Below are 21,047 nucleotides of genomic sequence, written 5' to 3' on the forward strand. Positions count from 1 at the left end.
GGGCAGCATCGGCGCTATCGCTATCCCCCCGACGCGCGCTTCCAGAACCCATGCAGCAGCAGCGGCAGCCTGCCGGCCAGGCCCAGCAGCGGGCCGCGCAGCAGGGTCAGGTGCATGTCGTCGTTGGAGAACAGCCGGTTGATCGCATCGAAGCCGTAGGCGGCCACGGTGTTGTCGCTGCGGCGGCCGCGCGCCCAGCGCGCCAGCCGGTGCGGCGCCGACCAGTCGACCCGCCGCGCCTGCGCCTGGCGGACCTGCGCGGCCAGCGCGGCGACGTCGCGCAGGCCGAGGTTGACGCCCTGCCCGGCCAGCGGATGCACCACGTGCGCGGCATCGCCCAGCAGCAGCAGGCGGCCGCGGTGGTAGTCCTCCACCAGTTGCCGGCGCAGCGGGAAACCGATTCGCGGCGACAGCGCGCGCACCGCACCCAGCCGCGCGCCGAAGGCCTGGGTCAGTTCGGCGCCGAATGCGGCAGCGTCCAGCGCCAGCACCCGCGCCGCGTCGGCCTCGGGCAGCGTCCACACGATCGAACTGCGGCCGTCGGCGAACGGCAGGAAGGCCAGCGGCCCGCCAGGCAGGAAGCGCTGCCAGGCGGTGTCCTGGTGCGGCACGTCGGTGTGCACGAAGGCGACCACGCCGCGCTGGCCGTAGTCGTGCGCCGGCGCGTCCAGCCCGACCAGGCCGCGCAGCGTGGAATCGGCGCCGTCGGCGGCGATCGCCAGGCGCGCGTCGAGCCGGCTGCCGTCGTCCAGGCGCAGGCGCACGCGCTCCTCCGCCATCTCCACCGCCTCGACCCGCGCCGGACAGTGCAGTTGCACCCCGGCCGCCGGCAGCGCCGCCCACAGCTGCTCGACCAGCAACGCATGCTCGACGATCCAGCCCAGTTGATCGCGGCCCAAGGCATCGGCATCGAAGTCCAGCTCGCCACCACCACCGGCATCCCACACGCGCATGCGCCGGTAGGCCTGCGCGCGCCGCGCCAGCACCTGCGGCCACACGCCCAGCGCCTGCAGCAGCGCGGCGTTGTCCGGGGCGAACGCATACACGCGCAGGTCCGGCTCGGCCAGCGACCAGCGCGGCGGCTCGCGGCCCTCGACCAGGGCCACCGCCAGGCCTTCGGCGGCCAGCGCCAGCGCGCAGGCGGCGCCGACCACGCCACCGCCGACCACCACCACGTCCAGCACCCCGCGCCGGCTCATGCCCTCGCCTCCCGGCACAGCTGCGGCACGTCGCCGCGGAAGCCCATCGCGCCGCCGACCAGGAACGACTGCAGCGGCGCGGCCTGCGCCGCCGCCAGCAAACCCAGGCTGCGCAGCGGGCGCAGCAGCGGCGCCGGGTTGGCGGTCAACCGCGCCAGCCCGCCGGAGAAGGTCACGGTGCGTTGCCGGTCCTGTTCGCGGCGCTGCGCATAGTGCTGCAGCAGCGCCGGCGCGCCCGGATCGGCGCGGTCGCGCTCGATCAGTTCGGCCAGGGTCAGCGCATCGCGCAGGCCGAGGTTGAAGCCCTGCGCACCCAGCGGGTGCAGGGTCTGCGCGGCGTTGCCGAGCAGCACCGCGCGCGCGTCGGTCAGGCGCCCGGCCAGCACCTGCACGATCGGGTAGGCGCTGCGCTCGCCGCTGCCCAGCAGGCGGCCGACGCGCCAGCCCAGCGCGTCCTGCAGGCGCTGCAGCCAGGCGGCCTCGTCGAGCGCGGCCACCGCCTCGGCGGCCTCGGCGGCGACCGCATGGATCGCGCCGTAGTGGCGGTCGCCGCGCGGCAGCAGCGCGGTCGGGCCATCGTCGCGGAAACGCTCGTAGGCGGTGCCGTCGGGCTGGCGGCTGCCGCGCACCCGCGCCACGAACAGGGTCTGGCGGAAATCGTGGCGGTCGGCGGCGATGCCCAGCGCGCCGCGCACCGCGCTGGCGCTGCCGTCGGCGCCGACCAGCAGCCGCGCCTGCAGCACCTCGGTCGCGCCGTCCTGGGCGATGCGCACCGAGCGCAGCGCAGCGTCCTCGCCGGCCTCCAACGCCAGGAACTGCGCCGGCCGGTAGCGGCTGACGTGGGACGCTTCGGCCAGCCGCGCTTGCAGCGCCTCGCCGAAATCGCGCGCCACGACGACTTGCCCGAACGCCTCACGCCCATAGTCGGCCGCGTCCAGCCGCACCCGGCCGAAATCGCCTTCGCGGCTGACGTGGATGCGCCGGATCGGACCGGTCGGCGTACGCAGCCGCTGCATCACCCCGAGCGCGCCCAGCGCGTTGACCGTGGCCGCGGCGAAGCTGAGATTGCGCTGGTCGAACACCGGCGGCAGCGCGCCCGGCGGCGCGGCCTCGACCAGGCCCACGTCCACGCCCAGGCGGTCCAGCGCGATGGCCAGGCTGGCGCCGACCAGGCCGCCGCCGACGATCACTACGTCATGTCGTTTGCTCATCCGGCCATGATACGACCGGCGCCCGAATCGTCGGTGAGCGGGCTGCAGGGTCCGCGCCGTCGGCCGCGCGGCCTGCGCCGGCGCGCGCCTGGGCCGGACCGGCACACTCCGCTGCGGCCCGCTTCCAGTAGAATCGGCGATCTCCGTACCGGTGCCCGCCCGCCATGACGCCTTCCAGCCACCGCCTCCCCGCCCTGCTGCTGCTGGCCGCGCTGCTGGCCGCGACCCGCATCAACCACTTCGGCGCGATCCCGGACGCCTCCTGGGCGGTGTTCTTCATTGGCGGCTTCTACCTGCACGGCTGGACCCGCTGGGCGTTCCCGTTGCTGATGGCGCTGGCGGTGCTGGTCGACTATCTGGTGATCCGCGGCCAGGGCCTGAGCTTCTGGCAGCACTACTGCGTGTCGCCGGCGTACTGGTGCCTGATCCCGGCCTACTTCGCGCTGTGGGCGGGCGGCAGCTGGCTGGCGCGGCGCTACCGCGGCGCCGGCTGGCGCGCGCTGGGCCTGGCCGCGGCCAGCCTGCTGGTGGCGGTGGCGGTGTGCCACCTGATCGCGCAGGGCAGCTTCTACTGGGTCAGCCGCAGCGTGCCCAATCCGAGCGTCGCCGGCTGGTGGCAGAACTACAGCGACTGGCTGCTGCCGTACCTGGGCAGCGCGGCGCTGTACACCGCGCTGGCCGCGGCGATCCAGGTCGGCGTCGAGCAGCTGGCGCGGCTGGGCCAGCGCGGCCAGCCGACCGGCCACTGAGCCGGAGCTGGCAGCCGGCGATGGGCAATCGTCTCTCCAAGATCTATACCCGCACCGGCGACGACGGCAGCACCGGCCTGGGCGACGGCAACCGGGTCGGCAAGGATTCGGCGCGGGTGGCCGCCTACGGCACCGTCGACGAGGCCAACTCGGCGATCGGCGTGGTCCTGGCCAGTCCGCTGGCCGACGACGTACGCCACCTGCTGACCGCGATCCAGCACCAGTTGTTCGACCTCGGCGGCGAGCTGTGCATTCCCGGCCACGCCGCGATCCACGACGCCGACATCGACGCGCTCGAGCAGCACCTGGACCGCTACAACGACACCCTGCCCGCCCTGCAGGACTTCATCCTGCCGGCCGGCGGCGAGGCCGCGGCGCGCTGCCACCTGGCGCGCACCATCGTGCGCCGCGCCGAGCGCGAGACGGTGGCGCTGTCGCGCCAGGACACGGTGCGGCCGCAGGCGCTGCGCTACCTCAACCGCCTGTCCGACCTGCTGTTCGTGCTGGCGCGGGTGCTGGCCCGGGCCGATGGCCAGGGCGAGGTGCTGTGGCGCCACGACCGCCGCCAGGCCTGAGCGGCGACGGCGGCGCGCGCAGCGGACGGCCAGCATGCTGATCTACACCCATCCCGCCTGCCTGGGCCATGACCCGGGGCCGGAGCATCCGGAGCGGCCGGAGCGGCTGCAGGCGGTCACCGCGGCGCTGCGCGAGGCCTTTCCCGACCTGGAATGGCGCGAGGCGCCGCTGGCCAAGCTCGGCGACCTGGCCCGGGTCCACGCGCGCGAGCTGATCGACAGCGTCCTGGCCGACATCGACGGCAAGCGCATGCTCGACGTGGACACGGTGATCTCGCCCGGCTCGCGCGCCGCCGCACTGCGTGCCGCCGGCGCCGGGCTGGCCGCGGTGGACGCGGTGATGCGCGGCGCGACCGATACCGCCTTCTGCGCGGTGCGCCCGCCCGGCCACCACGCCACCGCCGCCACCGCGATGGGCTTTTGCCTGTTCAACAACGTCGCCGTGGCCGCCGCCCACGCGCGCGACACGCACGGCCTGGAACGCATCGCCATCGTCGATTTCGATGTGCATCACGGCAACGGCACCCAGGCGATCTTCGAGCGCGATCCGCGCGTGCACTACCTCAGCACGCACCAGTCCGGGCTGTTCCCGCACTCCGGCGGGATCCACGACCGCGGCGTCGGCAACCTGCACAACGCGCTGCTGCCGCCGGGCAGCGGCGGCTTCCGCTTCCGCAATACCTGGGCCGACCAGATGCTGCCGCTGCTGGACGCGTTCAAGCCGCAACTGCTGCTGATCTCGGCCGGCTTCGATGCGCATATGCGCGACCCGCTGGCCGACCTGATGCTGGAAACCGAGGACTTCGCCTGGCTCACCGCCGAGCTGCGCGCGCTGGCGCAACGGCATGCGCGCGGCCGCGTGGTGTCGCTGCTGGAGGGCGGCTACGACCTGCAGGCGCTGCGCGAATGCAGCGTCGCCCACGTCGACGCGCTGCGCTGAGGCCGGCCCGGGCGGATGAACCCCGTCCCCTGCCCGGGGGAGGCCTTCATTGCCCCCATGCATGGGATCGGGCAAGCTAGCGGTCGTTTTAGCCCGATACCTGACGCGCGTGCGCCGAGCCCTCCGCCTGCTACCCCTTCCGTTCAGTATCGCTTTCTGCCTGCCGGCGATGGCGGCCGAGAAGCCGCCCAACTGGGGCCTGTGTCCGACCCCGGACGTGCTGCCCAAGTTCGACGATGCGCCCAGAGTCGACCCGAAAATGGCCGCGATCCGCGACCAGCAGCCGACCGAGATCGAAGGCGACCGGCTATCTGGCACGCCCACCCTGCCGAACTACGACGGCAATGTGGCGCTCAAGCGCGGCGACCAGTTCATGGGCGCGGACAGCCTGCACGTGGATACGGAAACCGGCAACTACATCGCCGAAGGCCACGTGCGCTACCAGGATTCGTCGATCCGCATGGTCGCCGACCGCGCCGAAGGCAACCAGGACACCGACACCCACAAGATCACCAACATCCGCTACCAGTTGATCGAGCGCCGCGGCAACGGCAAGGCCGACGCGGTCGATCTGCAGGGCGCGCTGGGGCAGATGCACCGCTCCACCTACACCACCTGCGATCCCTCGCAGCGGGTGTGGGAGCTGCATGCCCCGGAGATCGACGTCGACAACGACGAGGGCTTCGGTACCGCGCGCAATGCGATCCTGAAGATCTACAACGTGCCGATCCTGTACGCACCGTGGTTCAAGTTCCCGATCGACGATCGCCGCAGCAGCGGCTTCCTGTTCCCGGCGATCGGCTTCTCCGGGCGCAACGGCTTCGACTACATGCAGCCGTACTACCTGAACCTGGCGCCGAACTACGACGCCACCCTGTATCCGCGCTACATGAGCTCGCGCGGCTTCATGTTCGGCAGCGAGTTCCGCTATCTGTACGACGGCGGCAAGGGCGAGATTCAGGCCACGTACCTGCCCGACGACCAGTTGCGCGACAAGGACCGCGGCAAGTTCGAATACCAGGGCTACCACAACCTCGATTCGCACTGGCAGGCGCGCGCCTCCATCGCCTGGGTCAGCGACGAGCGCTACACCGAGGACTTCTCCAACCGCCTGCTCGGCAACGCGACGTCCAACCTGCAGAGCACGATCGGCGTCTACGGCACCGGCGAGACCTGGACCGCCGGATTGATGGCCGATCGCTGGCAGCTGACCGACTACACCCTGACCGAGGACGCGCTGCCGTACGACCGCCAGCCGCGCGTCTTCTTCAACTGGGACCAGTCCTTCGGCAACTACTTCGAGGCCGGCCTCTACAGCGAAGCGGTGCGCTTCGTGCACGACGACATCCACGCCAAGGACGCGCTGTACAAGCGCACCGGCGCAACCACCGAAAAACCCGGCGGCACCCGCCTGGATCTCAAGCCCTACATCTCGATGCCGCTGGCCGGCGCCGCCTGGTTCCTCAAGCCGACCGTGGCCTGGCGCTACACCGCCTACCAGCTGGACAAGGACCTGGCGGCGACGCTGGGCGGCGACACCTCGCCCTCGCGCAGCCTGCCGATCGCCACCGTCGATGCCGGCGTGTACTTCGACCGCGACATCAAGTTCGGCGACACCCACTATCTGCAGACCCTGGAGCCGCGGCTGTTCTACCTGTACACGCCGTACCGCAACCAGGACGATCTGCCGATCTTCGATACGCGCGAATTCACCTTCAGCTGGGGCCAGCTGTTCCGCGATTCGCGCTATACCGGCGCCGATCGCCAGAACGACGCCAACCAGCTGACCATGGCGCTGAGTTCGCGCCTGCTGCGCCAGGACGACGGCAAGGAAAAGCTGTCGGTCAGCCTCGGCCAGATCCTGTACTTCAACGACTCCAGGGTCAGCCTGCCCGATAGCGACACCACCATCGAGCAGGGCAAGTCGGCGTGGGTCGCCGACGCCAACTACATGATCAACGACCGCTGGACGATGGGCGCCACCTACCAGTGGGATCCCAAGTACCGGCGCAAGGACCTGGCCAGCTTCCGCACCCGCTATCTGCTGCCGGGCGACGGCATCATCAACGTCAGCTACCGCTTCCGCCGCGACCTGCTGGAGCAGACTGACGTGTCGGTGCTGTACCCGATCAACCCCACCTGGAGCCTGGTCGGCCGCCACTACTATTCGCTGGAAGACAAGAAGCCGCTGGAAATCATCGCCGGCGTGCAGTGGGACAGCTGCTGCCTGGCCGTGCGCGCATTGGCGCGGCGCTACGTGCGCAACCGCGAAGGCGATCTGGACACCGCGCTGCAGGTCGAGTTCGTGCTGAAGGGACTCTCCTCGCTTGGCCAGGACACGGACCGCGTTCTGCGCCGTGCTATTCTCGGCTACAACCGCGACGACCTGTATTTGGTCCCGCCCAGCAACACCACGACCGATCCGGACGCTTACGATCCGAACCTGATTCCATGACCAATACCCTCTCCGCTTTCCTCGCCACCTTGCTGGCGATCGCCGGCGTGTCCGCTCCGGCCGCCGCGCAACAAACCCAACCGCTGGACCGCATCGCCGCGGTCGTCGACGAGGATGTCGTCCTGCAGAGCGAACTGGATCGTGCCGTTCGCAACGTGAAGGCGCAGTATGCCGGCCGCGAAGCGCAGCTGCCGCCGGACAACGTGCTGCAACGCCAGGTGCTCGAGCGCCTGGTGCTGGTCAAGCTGCAGGTGGCGCGCGCCAACAGCACCGGTATCCGCGTCGGCGACGACGAACTGAACCGTGCCATCGGCAGCATCGCCCAGCAGAACGGCACCGACGTGGACGGCCTGCGCAAGAAGCTCGCCGCCGACGGCATGGCGTTCGACGACTTCCGCAATTCGGTGCGCGACGAGATCACCGTGCAGCGCCTGCGCCAGAGCTTCGCGCAGAGCCGCATCAACGTCAGCGAGAGCGAAGTGGACGCGGCGCTGGCGCAGCAGGCCACCACCGGCGCCCAGTACCACCTGGCGCACATCCTGGTCGGCCTGCCGGAAGGCGCCACCGCCGACCAGATCAAGACCGGGCAGGGCAAGATCGACGGGGTCAAGAGCCTGATCGACAAGGGCGAGATCGATTTCAGCGCCGCCGCGGTGCGCTATTCCGACAGCCCCAACGCACTGGAAGGCGGCGACCTCGGCTGGCGCAGCCTGGACGAGATCCCGAACGCCTTCGCGCAGCTGATCCGCGACATGAAGCCGGGCCAGGTCGCCGGCCCGCTGCGCGGCCCCAGCGGCTTCCAGCTGCTGAAGCTGGTCGAGATCCGCGATGCCTCGGCCAATCCGGAAAAGAAGACGGTCACCGAGTACCACGCCCGCCACATCCTGATCCGCGTCAACGAGGCGCAGCCGGACGCCGCCGCCAAGGCCAAGATCGAGACCCTGCGCGCGCGCATCGCCGGCGGCGCCGACTTCCAGGCCGTGGCCAAGGAGTCCTCCGACGACGCCAACAGCCGTGGCCAGGGCGGCGATCTGGGCTGGTTCCCGGCCGACGCGTTCGGCCCGGACTTCGGCCACCAGATCGAAGGCCTGAGCGACAACCAGATCTCGCCGCCGTTCCGCACCGAGGCCGGCTGGCACATCGTGCAGCGCGTGGCCACGCGCCAGACCGACGTGACCAGCGACAGCCAGCGCGCGCAGGTCCGCGAGACCATCGGCCGCCGCAAGCTGGAGGAGGAGTACAACCGCTTCCTGCAGGAAATGCGTGGCGAAGCCTATGTGAACCTGCGCGTCGGCGGCGCCGAAAACGCCGCCGCGCCTGCTGCCGACGCCACCGCGCCGGCGGCAACCCCGGCGGCGGCCGCCACCAAGCCGTAAAGCCGTGCTGCCCTCGCTCGCGCTGGTGCCGGGCGAGCCGGCCGGGATCGGCCCGGAACTGTGCGTGCGGCTGGCGCAACAGCCGCGCCGCGACTGCCAACTGCTGGCCTTCGCCGATCCCGACACCTTGCGCGCCGCGGCCGCGGCGCTGTCACTGCCGCTGCAGCTGCTGCCCGAATCCGCCCCCGCATTGGCGCCTGGCGACCTGCGCCTGCGCGCGGTCGGCAATGCCGTGCCCAGCCGTTTCGGCCATACCGAACCGGCCAATGCCGCCGCCGTGATCGGCGCGCTGACCCAGGCCGCCGACGCCTGTCTGCGCGGCGAACTGGCCGGTCTGGTCACCGGCCCGGTGCACAAGGCCGCGATCAACGACGGCGGCATCGCCTACACCGGCACCACCGAACTGCTCGCCCGCCACGCCGGGCGCGAAGTAGTGATGATGCTGGCCAACGACATCGTGCGCGTGGCCCTGGCCACCACCCACCTGCCGTTGCGCGCGGTTGCCGACGCACTGACGCCCGCGTTGCTGGAACGCTGCCTGCGCATCGTCCACGCCGCGCTGCGCAGCGAATTCGGCATTGCCGAGCCGGTCATCGCAGTGCTCGGACTGAATCCGCACGCCGGCGAAGACGGCCACCTGGGCCGCGAGGAAATCGAGGTGATGGCGCCGGTGCTGAACGCCTTGCGCGGCGAAGGCATGCGCCTGGTCGGCCCGCTGCCGGCCGACACCGCCTTCCTGCCGCAGAAACTGGCCGGCTTCGATACGGTGCTGGCGATGTACCACGACCAAGGCCTGCCGGTACTCAAGTACAGCGGCTTCGAGCAGGCGGTGAACCTGACCCTGGGCTTGCCCTACCCGCGCGTGGCGGTCGACCACGGCACCGCGCTGGAGCTGGCCGGGCGCGGCAGCGCCGACCCGTCCAGTCTGTTCGCCGCGGTCGCGCAATGCGCGCAGCTGGCCGCGCGCAGGGCGCTTGCATAGGACAGCGCGCGCCTTCCCGGCCCCAGCCCGCTAAGATGCACCGATGACGTTCTATTCCGGCTTCAGCGCCCCGGCCAAGAAATCGCTCGGCCAGCACTTCCTCAGCGACCGCCATTACATCGACAGCATCGTGCGTGCGGTCGATCCCAAGCCCGACGAGCTACTGGTCGAGATCGGCCCCGGCCAGGGCGCGATCACCTTCCCGCTGCTGCGCCGCCATGGCCGCCTGACCGTGATCGAATTCGACCGCGACCTGATCGCGCCGCTGACCGCCGCGGCGGCCGGCGTCGGCGAACTGACCATTCTCAACCGCGACGTGCTGTCGGTGGATTTCGCCGAACTGGCCGGGGCCGGCCGTATCCGCCTGGTCGGCAACCTGCCCTACAACATCTCCTCGCCGATCCTGTTCCATGCGCTGGACCATGCCGCGGCGATCGCCGACATGCACTTCATGCTGCAGAAGGAAGTGGTCGACCGCATGGCCGCGGGGCCGGGCAGCAAGGTCTACGGCCGGCTCAGCGTGATGCTGCAGGCGTACTGCGCGGTGACCGCGCTGTTCGTGGTGCCGCCGGGCGCGTTCCGGCCGCCGCCGAAAGTGGATTCGGCGGTGGTGCGGCTGGTGCCGCATGCGCCGCAGGACATCGGCATCGCCGATCGGCGGCGCTTCGCCGACGTGGTCCGCGCGGCCTTCGGGCAACGCCGCAAGACCTTGCGCAATGCGCTGGGCGGGGTCTGCGATGCGGCCCAGTTCGAGGCCGCCGGAGTACGCCCGGATGCCCGCGCCGAGCAGCTGGAGGTCGCCGATTTCGTGCGCCTGGCCAACGTGGCGCAGGCCTGAGTCCCGGGTCCGCGCGTCGCAGCGCGATCCGCATCGGCCCGCGCCAGGCGCGCGCCGACGCCGTGGACACGCACGGCGCGGCCGGCGACAGCACCGCACCCGCGCAGCGGCCGCAGCACGCGCTGCCTGCAGTGCGCGCGTGTAGACAGCTCGCAGTCCATTCCTGCGCCGGCTTTGCTTACACTGTGGGGCATGAACGATGACGCCCCCTATCGGATCGAGGTCGAAGTGTCGCCCCGGTTCCTCGACGACCAATCGGCGCCGGAGGACGGACGCTACGCGTTCGCCTACACCATCCGCATCCACAACCGCGGCCGCGTCGCCGCGCGGCTGATCGCCCGGCACTGGGAAATCACCGACGGCAACGGCCGCGTGGAGCGCGTGGACGGCGACGGCGTGGTCGGCGAACAGCCGCGGCTGCGTCCTGGCGAGGACTTCCGCTACACCTCCGGGCTGATGCTGGAAACCGAGCACGGCACGATGCGCGGCCACTACGACATGGAAGCCGATGACGGCACCCACTTCGTCGCGCCGGTCGCCCCGTTCGTGCTGGCCGTGCCGCGGACCCTGCACTGATGGCGCCCGCATGAGCGTGTGGGCCATCGGCGACCTGCAGGGTTGCTACGACATCACCCAGCGGCTGCTGGAGAAGATCCGCTTCGACCCGGCGGTGGACCGGCTGTGGTTCTGCGGCGACCTGGTCAACCGCGGCGGGCAGTCGCTGGAAACCCTGCGCCTGGTGCACGCGCTGCGCGCGCACAGCGTGGTGGTGCTGGGCAACCACGACCTGTCGCTGCTGGCGATCGGCGAACGCAGCCCGGACGAGCAGCGCAAGGTCAATCCGGACCTGCAGCGCATCGTGCTGGCCGAGGACCGCGACGAGCTGCTGACCTGGCTGCGCATGCAGAAACTGCTGCATGCCGACCGCGAACTGGGCTGGATGATGATCCATGCCGGGCTGGCGCCGAAGTGGACCACCACCCTAGCCGAGAAGCATGCGCGCGAGGTCGAGCAGCAGTTGCACGGCAGCGGCTACCGCAAGCTGTTCCGCAACATGTACGGCGACCGCCCGGCCTGGTCGCCGGCGCTGACCGGCTACGACCGCGCGCGCGCGATCATCAACCTGTTCACCCGCGCCCGCTATTGCACCCCGCGCGGACGCATCGCGATCGAGGAGAAGGGCGCGCCGGGCACCCAGGCGCAGGGCCTGTATCCGTGGTTCGAAGTGCCTGGCCGCGCCGAGCGCGACCTGAAGATCGTCTGCGGCCACTGGTCCACGCTGGGCCTGACCATCACCCAGGGCGTGCATGCGATCGACACCGGCGCGGTCTGGGGCGGCAAGCTCACCGCGCTGCGGCTGGACAGCGAAGACCTGCAGGTGGTGCAGGTGCCGGGGCGCCCGATCGAAGGGCCGCCACCGGTGCCGCGCGGGCGGCCGCCGCGGCGTCGCTCCGGCCCCGGACGCGGTGCTGGCGCTGGTGCGGCTGCGTCGCCGCCGCCCGATCAGGAATGACGATGGCTGGCGGCAGGCAATGCGCATGACTGCCAGGCACTTCCGATCCAGAGGCCGCCACTTGTAGGAGCGGCCTCAGCCGCGACCGGGCTTTATCGGTGAAGTCCGGTCGCGGTTGAAGCCGCTCCTACAACACGCCGCGCCGCCGGCGCGAATGCGCTACGGCGCGCTACGCTTGCGCCGGTAATCGACGAATTCGAACGCCAGCGCATGCTTGGCATCGGCCGCGTGCGCCTGCCGCGCCACGACCTCCCACTGCGCCGGATCGAACGCCGGAAAATGCGCATCGGCGCGCTCGACCAGGGTGTCCACATGGGTCAGATACAGCATCTCGGCGTGCGGCAAGGCCAGCGCGAAGATGTCGCCGCCGCCGATCACCGACAGCTCTTCGGCGCCGCTGGCCTGGGCCGCCTCGATCGCCGCCTGCAGCGAAGCGACCGCCTGCATGCCGTCGAACGGCACCTGCCCCGAGCGGGTCATCACCAGGTTCAGGCGGCCCGGCAGCGCGCGGCCCAGCGCCTGCGCGGTCTTGCGCCCCATCAGCACCGGCTTGCCCAGGGTCAGCGCCTTGAAGCGCTTCAGATCGTCTGGCAAGCGCCACGGCAGGTCGTTGTCGCGGCCGATGGCGTTGCCGCGATCGAGCGCGGCGATCAGGGTCAGCCTCGGCTCGCGAACCGAGACCTGGGATGCATCCACATCCGTCCCCGCCGCCGCCGCCTTTCCCGATTCCCGATTCCCCATTCCCGACTCCCCGCCGCTCACACCGCCACCGGCGCCTTGATCGCCGGATGCGGCGCGTAGCCCTCGATCGCGATGTCGTCGTAGGTGAACGCGAACAGGTCGCTGACCGCGGGATTCAGGCGCAGCGTCGGCAACGGCCGCGGCGTGCGCGCCAGCTGTTCGCGCGCCTGCGCGACGTGGTTCGAATACAGGTGCGCATCGCCCAGCGTGTGCACGAAATCGCCCACGCCCAGCCCGGTGGCCTGCGCCACCATGTGGGTCAGCAGCGCGTAGCTGGCGATGTTGAACGGCACGCCGAGGAAGATGTCGCCGCTGCGCTGGTACAGCTGGCAGCTGAGCTTGGCGTCGACCACGTAGAACTGGAACAGGCTGTGGCACGGCATCAGCGCCATCTGCGGCAATTCCGCCACGTTCCAGGCGCTGATCAGCAAGCGCCGCGAATCCGGATTGCGCTTGATCTCGTCCACCAGCCATTGCATCTGGTCGATCTCGCGGCCATCCGCGCCGGTCCAGCGCCGCCACTGCTTGCCGTACACCGGGCCGAGCTCGCCCTGCGCGTCGGCCCATTCGTCCCAGATGCCGACCTTGTTGTGCTTGAGGTAGGCGATGTTGGTCTCGCCCTTCAGGAACCACAGCAGCTCGTGCACGATCGAGCGCAGGTGCAGCTTCTTGGTGGTCAGCAGCGGGAAACCGGCGTTGAGGTCGAAACGCATCTGCCAGCCGAACACGCTGCGCGTGCCGGTGCCGGTGCGATCGGATTTCTCCGCACCGTGCTCGAGCACGTGGCGCAGCAGGTCCAGGTAGGCCTTCATGGCTTGTTCCCCGCCACCACCGGCGCCGGCTGCAGCACCGGCGCGCGGCGCGAGCGCCACAGCAGGAACAGGCCGAGCAGGATCAGCGGCGTGCTCAGGATCTGGCCCATGGTCAGCCAATGGAACGCCAGATAGCCGATCGGCGCATCCGGCACACGCACGAATTCCACCGCGAAGCGGAACACGCCGTACAGCAGCGCGAACAGGCCGGACACCGCATAGCGCCGGCGCGGCCGCAGCGAGAACGCCCACAGCAGCGCGAACATCGCCAGGCCTTCCAGCACCGCCTCGTACAGCTGCGAGGGATGCCGCGCGAACTTGTCCAGCGCACCGCTGGCGTACTGCGCCTGGATCTGCGCCAGCGGCCAGTCCTGCAACTCCGGCGTGCGCGGGAAGATCACGCCCCAGCCGGCATTGGTGAACTTGCCCCACAGCTCGCCGCCGACGAAATTGCCGACGCGGCCGAAGCCCAGGCCCAGCGGCACCAGCGGCGCGACGAAATCCATGGTGTCGAAGAAATGCAGGCGCGACTTGCGCGACCACCAGGCTGCGGCCACCAGCACGCCGATCAGGCCGCCATGGAAGCTCATGCCGCCGTCCCAGACCTTGAAGATCAGCAGCGGGTTGGCGAGGAAATCGCCCAGCGCGTAGAACAGCATGTAGCCGATGCGCCCGCCGAGCACCACGCCGAGCATCGCGTAGAACAGCAGGTCGGAGAATCCCTCCATGTCCACGCCGGGCAGGCGGCCGGCGCGGATGCGCAGCCGCCCCAGCCACCACGCCGAGGCGAAGGCGGCCAGGTACATCAGCCCATACCAGTGCACCTTCACCGGGCCGAGCGAGAAGGCGATGGGGTCGATCTGGTGGAGATAGGTCATGCGGGAACATCGGCCGGAGGGCGAAGGTCGCCTATTCTGCCACTGGCGCCGGCCACTGCTGTGGTCCCGCTCGACGCGGACGGCGCCAGGCTTCATCTGCCGGCAGGCGCAAGCGTCTGCCATCGGCGCCGGCAGAAGCCGCGGTTGCGACCGACGCGGCCAGCGCTACGCTTCATCTGCCGGCAGGCGCGAGCGTCTGCCATCGGCGCCGGCTGCTGCCGCGGTCGCGGCGACCTCAGGCGGCGCTCAATCCAGCAGCTGCGGCATGTTCGGCAATTCGTCGCGCTCGGCCTGACCCGGCTGCGCCGGAAAATGCGCGGCCAACAGTGCCGACACCGCCACCACTCCGGCGATCACCGCCTGCTCGGGCTGGCCGGCGCGCATGTCGCGTTCGATCAGCGCGCAGACCTGGCGCCATTGCTCCGCATCCACGCGCCCGTGCAGGCCACGGTCGGCCACGATCTCGATGCGGTGGTCGGCCAGCAGCAGGTAGATCAGCACGCCGTTGTTGGCCTCGGTGTCCCAGCTGCGCAACTGCGCGAAGGCCTGCTCGGCGCGCGTGCGCGGCGCCACGCCGCGCAGCAGCGCCGCCGGCGCCAGCGCCGCTTCGACCGCGAACATCACCTGGCCGCGATGCAGCCGTTCGCCGTCGGCGATCGTCGCGCCGATGCGCTCCAGGCTGGCATTCGGGAACAGGCTGCGCGCCGCCGGCGCGAACAGATGACGAAACAGCCGCATCACCAACTCCCCGAGGCGCCACCGCCTCCCGAACTGCCGCCGCCACCGCCCCAGCCGCCGCCGCCGCCGAAACCACCGCCGCCGCCACCACCGAAGCCGCCGAAGCCGCCCCCGAAGCCGCCGCCGCCCCAACCACCGCCACCGCCGACCGAGCGGCCCGGCGAGGTGCCCGACAGCAGCCCCAGCACCAGCCCGATGGCGCCGGTCAGCGCAGCGACGAACAGCGACAGGCTCAGCAGCAGGCCCACGCCGCCGCCGGCGAGCGCCGCCAGCGCGCCGCGCAGCGGCCGCGGCGCGCGTGCGAACAGCAGTTGCGCGACGAAGGCGGCGAACAGGCCGCCGAAGAAGCCGAGCGGCAGCCTGCCGCCGGAACGCGCCTCGGACGCGTGCGCGCTCACCGGCGCCGGCAGCTGTTCGCCGTCGATCAGCTTGACCAGCATCGCGGTGGCCTCGGCGATGCCGCCGCTGTAGTCGCCGGCGCGGAACCGCGGCACCAGGTACTCCTGGATGATGCGGTTGGCGGTGGCATCGGGAATCGCGCCTTCCAGGCCATAGCCGGGCTGGATGCGCACGCGCCGGTCGTCCTTGGCCACCACCAGCAGCACGCCGTCGTCCACACCCTTGCGGCCGATCTGCCACTTGTCGAACACCCGCTGGGTGTATTGCTCGATCGTCTCCGGCGCGGTGCTGGCGACCACCAGCACCTGCAGCTGGCTGCCCTTGCGCTGCTGCAGCTGCAGCGCCTGCTGCTCCAGCTGCAGGCGCTGGGTCGGCTGCAAGGTGCCGGTGGTGTCGACCACCGGCGTGTCCAGCGGCGGGATCGGCGCCTCGCCGGCGGCCTGCGCCCAGGCCAGCAGCGGCACCAGCGCCAGCAGCAGCGTTCCGATCCAGGCACGCCGGCCGCGGCGCGCAGGGCGCTGGCGGGTGGTCGCATCGCGCATTGCAGACTCCTGCCGGCGCAATCGCGCGGCGGCATCGAAGGGAAGAAAGCGCAGCGGCGGTAACATCGCCGGCGCCGCCGCGTGACGCGCTGCGCTTACTGCGCCGGCTGCGGCGCCGGCTGCGGCTTGGGCGGCGCCGGCTGGCCGCCGAAATTCACCGCCGGCGCCTCGGAGATCTGCGCCTCGTTGGCCACGGAGAAGTTCGGCTTTTCCTTGTAGCCGAAGATCTTCGAGGTGATCACCTGCGGGAACGAGCGGATGTAGGTGTTGTAGTCCTGCACCGCCTGGATGTAGCGGCCGCGGGCCACGGTGATGCGGTTCTCGGTGCCTTCCAGCTGCGCCTGCAGGTCGCGGAACGACTGGTCGGACTTGAGGTCGGGATAGTTCTCGGTGACCACCAGCAGCCGCGACAGCGCGCCGGACAGCGCGCCCTGCGCCTGCTGGAACTGCTGCAGCGAGGCCGCATCGTCGGCGTTGACCTGGACCTGGCCGACCCGCGCGCGCGCATTGGTCACGTCGGTCAGCACCTGCCGCTCCTGGTCGGCATAGCCCTTGACCGTGTTGACCAGGTTCGGGATCAGGTCGGCGCGGCGCTTGTACTGGTTCAGCACCTCGGACCAGCCGGCCTTGACCGCCTCGTCCTTCTGCTGGATCGCGTTGTAGCCGCAACCGGACAACAGCACCGCCACGGCGGCGAGCAACAACGAGCGGGACAACAGGCGCATGGCGCGCTCCTGTGGAAGACAGGGTGCAGCTTGCCACGCCCCCGCTAAAAACGCAGCCGCGGACGGCATCAGCCGTTCACCACTGGCCGGCGCCGGGCACGTGATGGGCGGCGGCGCGGCGGCGCATCAGCAGGTTCAGCCATTCCACCAGCACCGAGAAGCCCATCGCCGCGTAGACGTAGGGCTTGGGCACGTGCACGTCCACGCCGTCCAGGATCAGCACCACGCCGATCATCAGGATGAACGCCAGCGCCAGCATCTTCACCGTCGGGTTGGCGTCGATGAAGCGGCCCAGCGGGTTGGCCGCCAGCAGCATCGCCGCCACCGCCAGCAGCACCGCCGCCACCATCACCGGGATGTGCTGGGCCATGCCGACCGCGGTGATCACCGAGTCCAGCGAGAACACGATGTCGATCACCGCGATCTGCGCGATCACCATCCAGAACACGCCCGAGGCCTTGCTGGTGGTCGGATCGGCGTCTTCGCCGCCGGTGATCATTTCGCGGATCTCCATCGTGCCCTTCACCAGCAGGAACGCGCCGCCGACGATCAGCACCAGGTCGCGCACCGAGATGCCCATGCCGGCGACGCTGAACAGCTCGCCCTGCATCCGCGCCAGGAACGCCAGCGACACCAGCAGCGCGATGCGGGTCAGGCACGCCACCGCGATGCCGAACTTGCGCGCGGCCGGGCGCTGCGCCTCCGGCAGCTTGCCCACCGCGATGGAAATGAACACCAGGTTGTCGATGCCCAGCACGATTTCCAACGCGCTCAGCGTCAGCAGCGTCAGCCAGGTGTTGGGATCGGCGAGAAACTCGAAAGCCATGGGGGTCGAATCCTTTAACGGTAAAAAAGACAGGTGGACGTCACCGCAGGCGCGGCAGCAGGATCAGGCCCCAGCACAGCAGCACATTGGCCAGCATCAGCAGCACCGCGGCCGAGCCCATGTCCTTGGCGCGGCCGGCCAGTTCGTGGTGCTCCGGGCCGTAGCGCTCGATCAGCGCCTCGATCGCGGAATTGAGCAGTTCCACCGCCAGCACCAGCAGCAGCGAGCCGATCATCAGCGCCTGCTGCACCGGCCCCTGCCCCAGCCACAGCGCCAACGGCGCCAGCACCACGAACAGGCACGCTTCCAGCCGGAACGAGGACTCGTGCAGCCAGGCGGCGCGCAGCCCCTGCCAGGACCAGCGCAGCGCCATCAGCATCCGCCGCGGCCCGCGCGGCAGGTGCCCGAATTGGTCGGCCATGGATCAGGCCCGGCCTGCGGAACGGAGACGCGACGGCAACGGCCGGAAGGGAACGGTCATGGGCAATGGCGAAGCGGGCTAGGCGCCAATTTTGCCACAAGCCCCCGCTCGCCGCTGGGCCGGGCCGCCGCCGGCGGCGGATTTGCCTGCGGCGCAGCGCCTGCGGCACCATCGCCGCTGCGTCGTAGTTAGGAGGTACTCCATGTCCCGTTCGCCGCTGCGCACCGCGCTGCTCGCCACCGGCCTGTTCGTGCTGGGCCTGCATTCGGCCCTGGCGCTCACCCCGGCGGCCGTGCCGAAGATCCCCGAACAGGTCTCCAGTCCGGCCTGGGAAGCAGACATGCAACGCTTCGCCCAGGCCGACGCCGCGCATCCGCCGAAGCCCGGCGGCGTGCTGTTCGTCGGCAGTTCCTCGATCCGCTTCTGGCAGTCGCTGGCCAGCGACTTCCCCGGTGTGGACACGCTCAACCGCGGCTTCGGCGGCTCGGAGATCCGCGACAGCACCTGGTATGCCGACCGCATCGTGGTGCCGTACCGGCCGCGCCTGGTGGTGTTCTACGCCGGCGACAACGACCTCAACAGCGGCCGCAGCCCACAGCAGCTGCGCGACGATTTCCTGGCCTTCGTGGCGCGGGTGCGCCGCGACCTGCCCGGCACCCGCATCGCCTACCTCTCGATCAAGCCCAGCCCGGCGCGCGCGGCGCTGCTGCCGCAGGTGGCCGCAGCCAACGCGCTGATCCGCAAGGCCGCCGCGGGGCTGAAGCAGGTGGACTTCATCGACGTATACACGCCGATGCTCGGCGCCGACGGGCAACCGCGCGGCGAACTGTTCGGCGCGGACCATCTGCATATGAACGCCGCCGGCTATGCGCTGTGGCGCGACATCGTGCGCCCGTATCTGCAGCGCTGAGCGCGCCGCGCGCGCCGACGCCGCCGATTCAGGCGCTCCGGCCGCTCACTTGACCGGATCGAAGCGCACGGTAGCGGTAGTGCCGCCGCCTTCGGCGCTTTCCAGCCCGATCCGCCAGCCGAAGCGCTCGCACAGCCGGCGCACGATCGACAGGCCCAATCCGGTGCCCTGCGGGCGGTCAGGTTCGGCGCGGAAGAACGGCTCGAACGCGCGCTGCAGCGCTTCGTGGGACATGCCGATGCCGGTATCGCGGATGCTGATCCGGTCGCTGCCGATCTCGACCACGATGCTGCCGGCATCGGTATAGCTGCAGGCGTTGCGCAGCAGATTGCTGACCACCACGTGCAGCACCCGCGGCGGCGCATGCAACTGCGTGGCCGCCAGCACGCTGACGCGCAGCGTCACCGGCTTGCCGGCCAGCAGTTCGCGCGCATTCTCGGCCTCGTGCTCGACCACGTCGGCGACCTCGAAGGTCTCGCTCTGCGGCACCACGTCCGCTTCGCGCGCCAGGATCAGGAACGCGTCGATCACCGCCTCCATGTCGCGGCCGGCGCGCTGGATGCGCTGCAGGCTGCGGCCCAGCCGCGGCGGCAGGTCCGGATCGGTCATCGCGATGTCGCTGGCGACGCGGATCACGGTCAGCGGCGTGCGCAGTTCATGGCTGGCGTCGCGGGTGAAGTTGCGCTCGCGCGAGACATGGTCGGTGACGCGCAAGGCCAGCGCATGCAGCGCGGCGGCCAGTTGCCGCGATTCACCCTGCACGTCGGCCGGCAGGTTTTCCGGCGCCAGGTCGGCGGTGGACGGATGCCGCGGGTCCCATTGCGAGACGCGCCGCGCCAGCCAGTTCAGCGGCGACAGCCGGCGCCGCGAGGCGCGGTGGGTCAGCCATCCCACCACCGCCACCGCGATCAGGGTCAGCAGCGCCGGCACGATGCCGAACCAGAACGCCAGGCGCTGCGCCTGCGCGCGCAGGAACACCAGATACAGGCGCCCGGCCTTGGTCTCGTCGACCAGCACCATCTCGCCGCCGGGGCGGTTCTCGTGCAGGCCGGGATCGAGGCCGCGCAGCTGCGCCGGCAGCGCCGCATCCGATTGCCCGGCCGGTACCAGATAACCACGCAAGGTGTGGCTGTTGGGCGGCGGCTGCGCCGGCGACTGCGCGTACAGGCGCCAGTAGTGCGCCGCTTCCTGGCGCATCACCGACCCCACCAGCGAGTGCTGCACCACCGCCACCACCAGATAGCTGCCCAACCCGACGATGCAGCCAGCGAACAGGATCCGGGCGATCAGGGCAAGGCGGATTTTGCGCGGCAAACCGTACGGCATTACAGCTTCCGTGTGACGTCGCCGCGATTATAAGAGGGCGAATCGTGAATCCGCCGTGCAAGCAGGCCCCGTTGCCGGGGCCTGCCGCGCAACGCTCGCGAGTACTACCGCTCAGCTCATCGGCTGGGCGATGTCGGCGATGCGGTAGCCGGCGCTCTGCACGGTGTGCAGCAACGGCCGGTCGAACGGCTTGTCGATGATCTTGCGCAGGTTGTACAGATGGCTGCGCAGCGTGTCCGAGTCCGGCAGGCCGTTGCCCCAGATCTCGCGCTCGATCTCCTGGCGGGTGACCACCCGCGGCGATTCGCGCATCAGGATGGTCAGCAGGCGCAGGCCGATCGGCGACAGCTGCAGTTCGGTGCCGGCACGGGTCGCACGCATGCTCACCGGATCCAGCACCAGGTCGGCCACCTTCAGCACTTCCGAACCCACCTGGCGGCGCTCGCGGCGGATCAGCGCGCGCAGCCGCGCTTCCAGTTCCTGGATCGCGAACGGCTTGGTCAGGTAGTCGTCGGCGCCGAAACCCAGGCCGGTGAGCTTGTCGTCGAGCGTGTCGCGCGCGGTCAGCATCAGCACCGGCGTGGACTTGCGCGCGTCGTTGCGCAAACGGCGGCACACTTCGATGCCGTCCAGGCGCGGCAGCATCAGGTCCAGCACCACCACGTCGTAGCTGTTCTCCGCCGCCAGGCGATAGCCGTCCAGGCCATCGCAGGCGTAATCCACTTCGAATCCGCGACCTTCCAGGTATTCGCCGATCATTTCGGAGATGTTGCGGTTGTCCTCGACGACCAGAACGAGTCCGGAGGTTTCCTTGGTCTGACGCATAGAGCTTCCTCAGTCTTCAGCTTTGTGAAACATGCCGGAAGCCCGGTGGTGACCGCGTGAAGAACG

Annotated in this window: 22 protein-coding genes; 10 read left to right on the top strand and 12 right to left on the bottom strand. The window is 70.4% G+C overall.

What is annotated here, in order from left to right; all coding sequences use genetic code 11:
* Positions 1–20: 20 nt before the first annotated feature.
* Positions 21–1,199 (bottom strand): UbiH/UbiF family hydroxylase, encoded by a 1,179-nt coding sequence (locus tag FZ025_RS04955; RefSeq protein ID WP_046979909.1) that lies wholly within the window; start codon positions 1,197–1,199, stop codon positions 21–23.
* Positions 1,196–2,410: a 2-octaprenyl-6-methoxyphenyl hydroxylase gene (ubiH, locus tag FZ025_RS04960; RefSeq protein WP_046979910.1), complete on the bottom strand. Its 1,215-nt coding sequence runs from the start codon at positions 2,408–2,410 to the stop codon at positions 1,196–1,198. The genes FZ025_RS04955 and ubiH overlap by 4 nt, the downstream gene beginning before the upstream one ends.
* A 164-nt stretch (positions 2,411–2,574) precedes the next feature.
* On the opposite strand from ubiH, the gene FZ025_RS04965 reads away from it, so the two are divergent.
* The 9 genes from FZ025_RS04965 (at position 2,575) to FZ025_RS05005 (ending at position 11,838) form a co-directional block, all read left to right on the top strand.
* Positions 2,575–3,159 (top strand): hypothetical protein, encoded by a 585-nt coding sequence (locus FZ025_RS04965; protein WP_046979911.1) that lies wholly within the window; start codon positions 2,575–2,577, stop codon positions 3,157–3,159.
* A 20-nt stretch (positions 3,160–3,179) separates the two neighbouring features.
* Positions 3,180–3,734: a cob(I)yrinic acid a,c-diamide adenosyltransferase gene (locus FZ025_RS04970; RefSeq protein WP_046979912.1), complete on the top strand. Its 555-nt coding sequence runs from the start codon at positions 3,180–3,182 to the stop codon at positions 3,732–3,734.
* Positions 3,735–3,768: 34 nt separating this feature from the next.
* Entirely contained in the window at positions 3,769–4,674 is a 906-nt protein-coding gene (locus FZ025_RS04975) for a histone deacetylase family protein (RefSeq protein ID WP_046979913.1), read from the top strand.
* Positions 4,675–4,783: 109 nt separating this feature from the next.
* Positions 4,784–7,129, top strand: coding sequence for an LPS-assembly protein LptD (lptD, locus tag FZ025_RS04980; RefSeq protein WP_104557719.1), 2,346 nt, complete (start codon positions 4,784–4,786; stop codon positions 7,127–7,129).
* Positions 7,126–8,505, top strand: a complete 1,380-nt coding sequence (locus FZ025_RS04985; RefSeq protein WP_046979915.1) for a peptidylprolyl isomerase — start codon at positions 7,126–7,128, stop codon at positions 8,503–8,505. Before lptD ends, FZ025_RS04985 begins: the two co-directional genes overlap by 4 nt.
* A gap of 4 nt (positions 8,506–8,509) precedes the next feature.
* Complete coding sequence (gene pdxA, locus FZ025_RS04990; protein WP_046979916.1) at positions 8,510–9,487, top strand: 4-hydroxythreonine-4-phosphate dehydrogenase PdxA; 978 nt, start codon at positions 8,510–8,512, stop codon at positions 9,485–9,487.
* Positions 9,488–9,530: 43 nt separating this feature from the next.
* A complete protein-coding gene (gene rsmA, locus FZ025_RS04995) occupies positions 9,531–10,325 on the top strand; it encodes a 16S rRNA (adenine(1518)-N(6)/adenine(1519)-N(6))-dimethyltransferase RsmA (RefSeq protein WP_104557721.1) in 795 nt (264 codons plus the stop codon).
* 192 nt (positions 10,326–10,517) lie between these two features.
* Entirely contained in the window at positions 10,518–10,901 is a 384-nt protein-coding gene (gene apaG / locus FZ025_RS05000; protein WP_104557723.1) for a Co2+/Mg2+ efflux protein ApaG, read from the top strand.
* Positions 10,902–10,911: 10 nt separating this feature from the next.
* Positions 10,912–11,838: a symmetrical bis(5'-nucleosyl)-tetraphosphatase gene (locus FZ025_RS05005; RefSeq protein WP_046981098.1), complete on the top strand. Its 927-nt coding sequence runs from the start codon at positions 10,912–10,914 to the stop codon at positions 11,836–11,838.
* Between the two features lie 159 nt (positions 11,839–11,997).
* Here the strand turns inward: FZ025_RS05005 and FZ025_RS05010 are convergent, their stop codons facing one another.
* The 8 genes from FZ025_RS05010 to FZ025_RS05045 form a co-directional block, all read right to left on the bottom strand.
* Positions 11,998–12,498 (bottom strand): dihydrofolate reductase, encoded by a 501-nt coding sequence (locus tag FZ025_RS05010; protein WP_046981101.1) that lies wholly within the window; start codon positions 12,496–12,498, stop codon positions 11,998–12,000.
* A 98-nt stretch (positions 12,499–12,596) separates the two neighbouring features.
* The gene (locus tag FZ025_RS05015; protein ID WP_046981100.1) at positions 12,597–13,391 is read right to left on the bottom strand and encodes a thymidylate synthase; all 795 of its coding nucleotides are present in this window, start codon (positions 13,389–13,391) and stop codon (positions 12,597–12,599) included.
* On the bottom strand, positions 13,388–14,269 hold the full coding sequence (lgt, locus tag FZ025_RS05020) for a prolipoprotein diacylglyceryl transferase (protein WP_046981097.1): 882 nt from the start codon (positions 14,267–14,269) through the stop codon (positions 13,388–13,390). Before lgt ends, FZ025_RS05015 begins: the two co-directional genes overlap by 4 nt.
* Before the next feature lie 246 nt (positions 14,270–14,515).
* Positions 14,516–15,007, bottom strand: a complete 492-nt coding sequence (locus FZ025_RS05025; RefSeq protein WP_104557725.1) for a TPM domain-containing protein — start codon at positions 15,005–15,007, stop codon at positions 14,516–14,518.
* Positions 15,007–15,948, bottom strand: a complete 942-nt coding sequence (locus tag FZ025_RS05030) for a TPM domain-containing protein (RefSeq protein WP_104557728.1) — start codon at positions 15,946–15,948, stop codon at positions 15,007–15,009. The genes FZ025_RS05025 and FZ025_RS05030 overlap by 1 nt, the downstream gene beginning before the upstream one ends.
* Positions 15,949–16,043: 95 nt before the next feature.
* On the bottom strand, positions 16,044–16,673 hold the full coding sequence (locus FZ025_RS05035; protein WP_104557730.1) for a LemA family protein: 630 nt from the start codon (positions 16,671–16,673) through the stop codon (positions 16,044–16,046).
* 76 nt (positions 16,674–16,749) lie between these two features.
* Positions 16,750–17,499, bottom strand: a complete 750-nt coding sequence (locus FZ025_RS05040) for a TerC family protein (RefSeq protein WP_104557733.1) — start codon at positions 17,497–17,499, stop codon at positions 16,750–16,752.
* Between the two features lie 40 nt (positions 17,500–17,539).
* Positions 17,540–17,920 (bottom strand): diacylglycerol kinase, encoded by a 381-nt coding sequence (locus FZ025_RS05045; RefSeq protein ID WP_104557735.1) that lies wholly within the window; start codon positions 17,918–17,920, stop codon positions 17,540–17,542.
* A gap of 202 nt (positions 17,921–18,122) precedes the next feature.
* On the opposite strand from FZ025_RS05045, the gene FZ025_RS05050 reads away from it, so the two are divergent.
* Positions 18,123–18,830 carry an SGNH/GDSL hydrolase family protein gene (locus FZ025_RS05050; protein ID WP_104557738.1) on the top strand — a complete coding sequence of 236 codons (708 nt, stop codon included), beginning with the start codon at positions 18,123–18,125 and terminating at the stop codon, positions 18,828–18,830.
* Between the two features lie 45 nt (positions 18,831–18,875).
* Here FZ025_RS05050 and FZ025_RS05055 read toward each other — a convergent pair whose 3' ends face one another.
* Together FZ025_RS05055 and FZ025_RS05060 are read right to left on the bottom strand one after the other, a co-directional pair.
* A complete protein-coding gene (locus FZ025_RS05055; RefSeq protein ID WP_104557740.1) occupies positions 18,876–20,156 on the bottom strand; it encodes a sensor histidine kinase in 1,281 nt (426 codons plus the stop codon).
* A gap of 111 nt (positions 20,157–20,267) precedes the next feature.
* Entirely contained in the window at positions 20,268–20,981 is a 714-nt protein-coding gene (locus tag FZ025_RS05060; protein ID WP_003481607.1) for a response regulator transcription factor, read from the bottom strand.
* Positions 20,982–21,047: the final 66 nt, after the last annotated feature.

The sequence above is a fragment of the Xanthomonas hyacinthi genome, from assembly GCF_009769165.1.
Classification (GTDB): domain Bacteria; phylum Pseudomonadota; class Gammaproteobacteria; order Xanthomonadales; family Xanthomonadaceae; genus Xanthomonas_A; species Xanthomonas_A hyacinthi.

Coding starts and splice junctions, on each gene's coding strand:
- FZ025_RS04955 (WP_046979909.1), bottom strand. CDS start 1,199: ATGAGCCGGCGCGGGGTGCTGGACGTGGTGGTGGTCGGCGGTGGCGTG.
- FZ025_RS04970 (WP_046979912.1), top strand. CDS start 3,180: ATGGGCAATCGTCTCTCCAAGATCTATACCCGCACCGGCGACGACGGC.
- FZ025_RS04975 (WP_046979913.1), top strand. CDS start 3,769: ATGCTGATCTACACCCATCCCGCCTGCCTGGGCCATGACCCGGGGCCG.
- FZ025_RS04985 (WP_046979915.1), top strand. CDS start 7,126: ATGACCAATACCCTCTCCGCTTTCCTCGCCACCTTGCTGGCGATCGCC.
- FZ025_RS05045 (WP_104557735.1), bottom strand. CDS start 17,920: ATGGCCGACCAATTCGGGCACCTGCCGCGCGGGCCGCGGCGGATGCTG.
- FZ025_RS05025 (WP_104557725.1), bottom strand. CDS start 15,007: ATGCGGCTGTTTCGTCATCTGTTCGCGCCGGCGGCGCGCAGCCTGTTC.
- FZ025_RS05060 (WP_003481607.1), bottom strand. CDS start 20,981: ATGCGTCAGACCAAGGAAACCTCCGGACTCGTTCTGGTCGTCGAGGAC.
- FZ025_RS05040 (WP_104557733.1), bottom strand. CDS start 17,499: ATGGCTTTCGAGTTTCTCGCCGATCCCAACACCTGGCTGACGCTGCTG.
- FZ025_RS05015 (WP_046981100.1), bottom strand. CDS start 13,391: ATGAAGGCCTACCTGGACCTGCTGCGCCACGTGCTCGAGCACGGTGCG.
- FZ025_RS05030 (WP_104557728.1), bottom strand. CDS start 15,948: ATGCGCGATGCGACCACCCGCCAGCGCCCTGCGCGCCGCGGCCGGCGT.
- lgt (WP_046981097.1), bottom strand. CDS start 14,269: ATGACCTATCTCCACCAGATCGACCCCATCGCCTTCTCGCTCGGCCCG.
- FZ025_RS05055 (WP_104557740.1), bottom strand. CDS start 20,156: ATGCCGTACGGTTTGCCGCGCAAAATCCGCCTTGCCCTGATCGCCCGG.
- FZ025_RS05050 (WP_104557738.1), top strand. CDS start 18,123: ATGTCCCGTTCGCCGCTGCGCACCGCGCTGCTCGCCACCGGCCTGTTC.
- rsmA (WP_104557721.1), top strand. CDS start 9,531: ATGACGTTCTATTCCGGCTTCAGCGCCCCGGCCAAGAAATCGCTCGGC.
- FZ025_RS05035 (WP_104557730.1), bottom strand. CDS start 16,673: ATGCGCCTGTTGTCCCGCTCGTTGTTGCTCGCCGCCGTGGCGGTGCTG.
- ubiH (WP_046979910.1), bottom strand. CDS start 2,410: ATGAGCAAACGACATGACGTAGTGATCGTCGGCGGCGGCCTGGTCGGC.
- FZ025_RS04965 (WP_046979911.1), top strand. CDS start 2,575: ATGACGCCTTCCAGCCACCGCCTCCCCGCCCTGCTGCTGCTGGCCGCG.
- FZ025_RS05005 (WP_046981098.1), top strand. CDS start 10,912: ATGAGCGTGTGGGCCATCGGCGACCTGCAGGGTTGCTACGACATCACC.
- apaG (WP_104557723.1), top strand. CDS start 10,518: ATGAACGATGACGCCCCCTATCGGATCGAGGTCGAAGTGTCGCCCCGG.